This window comes from Corallococcus aberystwythensis (assembly GCF_003612165.1).
GTDB lineage: Bacteria > Myxococcota > Myxococcia > Myxococcales > Myxococcaceae > Corallococcus > Corallococcus aberystwythensis.
On the sequence record NZ_RAWK01000495.1, the window covers coordinates 1 to 2,500 of the forward strand.

A 2,500-nucleotide genomic window follows, 5' to 3' on the forward strand; every position below is an offset into this window, starting at 1 on the left:
GGAAGACGGCATACGAGTTCTGCGCATGTCTCGTGGGCTCGGAGATGTGTATAAGAGAAAGTCCGGAGCCTGGGGAGCCTGGGGAGCCCGGGGTGGCCGGGGCCGTGACGGCCGGTGTCGCCGGAGCCGTGGCGGCCGGCGTCACCGGAGCCGGGGCGGTGCTGGAATCAGCGGGGGCGGGAGCCTGCGCGGACAACAGCGCCGCGGAAGCGAGGAGGGCGAGATGCTGGAGGGACACTTTCATTCGCGGGGGCCTCGGGGACCCTGGGAGATGCGCTCGGGCACGCCCGAGGACAACTGGGGGTGGATGGAAAATTTCCAGCCCCTGACAGAGGTTAGACTGTCCGCCTGCACATGGATATCCGCACCCAGAGCGCACTGCTCGCTTCCATCATCGGTCTGGCGCTGGGCGTGTCCATGTTGTTGCGCCCCGGACGGCCCCGGGTCCTCACGCTCTACTCCGTCTTCACGCTGACGGTCGCCGGGTATTACCTCAGCCTCTTCTTCCACAGCATCTTCCCCGCCCAGGACTACCCCTGGGTGTCCCGCATCGCGCTCGGGGCCACGGTGCTCGCCGTCTCCCTGGTCCCAGGGGCAGCGGTCGCCTTCTTCCTTGAGTTCCTGGGGGTCAGCAAGGGCGCCCACCAGGTCGGCCGGCGGCTCGCCCTCCTGTCCGGCGTGCTGGGGCTGACCGTCGCCGTTACACCCTTGGCGGACAAAGCATGGGCGCGGCTGGCGCTGGGCGCCTGGGTGCTGGGCACATTGTTCACTTCCGTGTCCCTGCTGGTGCACCGGGTGCGGACGACGGAGTCGCGCATCGAGCAGTTCCGGCTGGCGTACCTGGCCATTGGCGCGGGCGCGGCGGTGCTGTTCAACGGGTTGGACTTCCTGTCGCGCAACGACATCCCGTTCCCCACGCTGGGGCCCGTCTTCGCGACGCTCTACCTGTTCTTCCTCGCGCAGACGCTGTTGCGGCTGCGGCTGATGGACCTGCACGAGCTGTTGGGGAAGATCGCCTCGCAGACGGTGCTGGCGGTCATCCTGGCGTCGGTCTTCACGGTGCTCACGGCGTGGGTGGACGAGAACACGTCGCTGTTCGTCTTCAACACGGTGGTGGCCGCGTTCGTCATCCTCATCCTGTTGGATCCGCTGCGCACCAAGGTGGAGGAGATGGTGGTGCGCATCTTCTTCCGCGAGCGCTTCGCCCTCCTGGGCACGCTGAGCACCCTGCGCGTGCGCATGGCGTCCGTCATCGAGATTTCGGAGCTGGCGCGCGTGGTGCTGGACGCGCTGCACGAGACGGGGCGCGTGACGCACGCGTCGGTGTACCTGATGGCGGAGGACCGGCCCGGGTACCGGCTGCTGGATTCGCGAGGGCCGCTGCCGGTGTCGCTGCTGGACACGGCGGCCGCGCGCGGCGTGCTGTTCGCGGTGTCCAGCGGGCAGAAGGCGGTGCTGCTGGAGAACATCGAGCGGCGCATCTCCGTGATGCGGGTGCAGGCGGTGGAGGGCAAGCGCTTCCGCGATGAGTTGAAGCGGCTCAACGACACGCGCGCCGCGCTGCTCCAGATGAAGGCCGGCATCTGCGTGCCGCTGATGGGCAACGACCGCGTCATCGGCTTCCTGAACCTCTGGGATGAACGGGTGCCGGAGGCGTACGCGTCGGATGAAATCGCGCTCATCCTGGAGGTCTCCGAGCGGATGGCGACCGTCCTGGAGAACTCCAAGCTGTACGAGAAGATCCGCGAGCGCGACCGTCTGGCGGCGCTGGGTGAGATGGCGGCGGGTCTGGCGCATGAAATTCGCAACCCGCTGGGCGCCATCAAGGGCGCGGCGCAGTGCCTGGACCCCAAGCGGCTGCCGGGCGAGGACGGCGAGTTCCTGGACGTCATCGTGGAAGAGGTCAACCGGCTCAACGGCGTGGTGACGGCGTTCCTGGACTACTCCCGGCCGCTGAAGCAGAACTTCGGGCCCACCGACCTCAACGAGGTGGTGACGCGCACGATGCGGCTCATCCAGAACGACATGCCGGCCTCGGCGGAGCTGGCGGTGGAGCTGGACCTGCGGCTGCCGCGCGCGGAGGGTGACGCGGAGCAGCTCAAGCAGGTGCTGATCAACCTGGTGCAGAACGCGGTGCAGGCGTTGGGGCCGCAGCCGGGCCGCATCACGGTGCGCACGGAGAAGCCGGAGCGCTTCGGCGACCTGCGCAGCGCGGGCGGCGAGTTCGTGGAGGTGCGCGTCTCCGACACCGGCCCGGGCATCCCGGCGGATCAACAGCCGCACATCTTCGTGCCCTTCTTCACGACGAAGCAGAAGGGCACGGGCCTGGGGCTCGCCATCTGCCAGCGCATCGTGAAGAACCACGGCGGCAGCATCAGCGTGCAGAGCAAGGTGGGCGAAGGCACCGTGTTCATCATCCGGTTGCCGGCGCTCCCGGCCGAGCCGGTGGAAGGCGCACTGCCGGAGGGCACGCCCGCGCCCCCCACGCGTCCCTCCCAGC

The 2,500-nt window shown here is 68.6% G+C and carries 1 protein-coding gene; it reads left to right on the forward strand.

Annotation, left to right across the window (positions count from 1 at the left end; translation table 11 throughout):
• Positions 1-354: 354 nt before the first annotated feature.
• The coding region (locus tag D7W81_RS40830; RefSeq protein ID WP_120560701.1) for a GAF domain-containing sensor histidine kinase at positions 355-2,500 on the forward strand (2,146 nt) is incomplete at its 3' end.